Source organism: Mesorhizobium sp. M0598 (assembly GCF_040320865.1).
Taxonomy (GTDB): Bacteria; Pseudomonadota; Alphaproteobacteria; order Rhizobiales; family Rhizobiaceae; genus Mesorhizobium.
The window spans coordinates 1-1,214 of sequence record NZ_JAMYQL010000103.1 but is presented as its reverse complement, the minus strand read 5'-3'; the positions used below and the strand labels follow the sequence as shown (position 1 = coordinate 1,214).

Annotated in this window: 1 protein-coding gene and 1 pseudogene; both read right to left on the bottom strand. The window is 61.5% G+C overall.

All coding sequences use genetic code 11. The features are described from left to right. Nucleotides 1-835 (bottom strand): ABC transporter substrate-binding protein (locus tag NKI59_RS34905; protein ID WP_352709062.1); only part of this gene is annotated, 835 nt, incomplete at its 3' end. 49 nt (nt 836-884) lie between these two features. Continuing rightward, nucleotides 885-1,214 (bottom strand): annotated as a pseudogene (locus NKI59_RS34900) (branched-chain amino acid ABC transporter permease); the annotation flags it as partial.

Below are 1,214 nucleotides of genomic sequence, written 5' to 3'. Positions count from 1 at the left end.
CCGTATAGCCCTTGGCGGCATCGCCCGCGGGGATCACATCCTCTTCCGAATTCGACCAGACATTGCCGACGATGTGATCGGCCGGGAAGCCGGTCTTCTGCGCCGTCTTCAGGGCGACCGGGTTCATCACGCCCCAGCCACGCAGCACCACATAGTCGGGATGCTCGCGACGGATCGTCAGCCACTGCGCCTGCTGTTCGTTGCCGGGATGCGGAACCTCGATCTGCGACAGCTCGAAGCCGTATTTCTGCGAAAGCAATTCATAGATCGGGATCGTCTCCTTGCCGTAGGGCGAGCCGTGATAGAGCACCACGATCTTCTTGCCTTTGAGCTTGTCCAGGCCGCCTTCCTTGGAGGCGATGTAGTTCACGATGCCGGAGGTCTCGCTGTAGGGATTGAGCAGCAGCGGGAAGACGTAAGGGAACACGCGCCCGTCCGTCGTGTCGGTGCGGCCGTGGTTGATGGTGATCAGCGGCACCTTGTCATCGGTGATGCGGTCGATCATGGCATAGGCGATGCCGACCGAAAGCGGGTTCCAGGCGGCGATGCCGGGATTGCTCTTCAATCGTTCATAGACCTCGACGCCCTTCTCGACCTCATACTGCGTCTCGCCCTCGCTCCAGGTCAGCTTGACGCCGTTGACGCCGCCGTCGCGGATGTTGATCAGGTTGAGATAGTCGATGAAGCCGCCGAAAAAGCCGGTGCCGCCGGCGGCGTAAGGGCCGACGCGGTAGCTCTGAAGAGGAAAATACTGTTCGTCGGCGTGGACCGCCGTCGCGCCGAGCACGAAGGCCGTGGCGATCGCCGCTTTTCGTAGGTGACTGAAGAAGGTCATGGATTGCGTCTCCTGAGGTTGTGGTCCGTGAGAGGATGTCGAGCGGCGCTCAGCTGGACCTTGAGCCGATCCGTCGTTTCAGGCGGTCGAAGAGGGCCGACAGCCCGTTCGGTTCCGCGATGAGGAAGATGATGATGAGCGCGCCGAGCACGATGCGCTGACTCATGTCGAGAACACCCGAATCGAACAGTCCGCCAAACAGGAAGGCGCCAAGCCGCGACAGGATGAGCGGAAAGATGACGATGAACGCCGCTCCCAGAAAGGCGCCGCGTATCGAGGCCAGCCCGCCGATGATGATGATGAACAGGATCTGGAACGAGCGGTCGAGATTGAAGCCGGCCGGCTCGACGGTGCGCAGATAGGTGAAGGCCCACAGCAC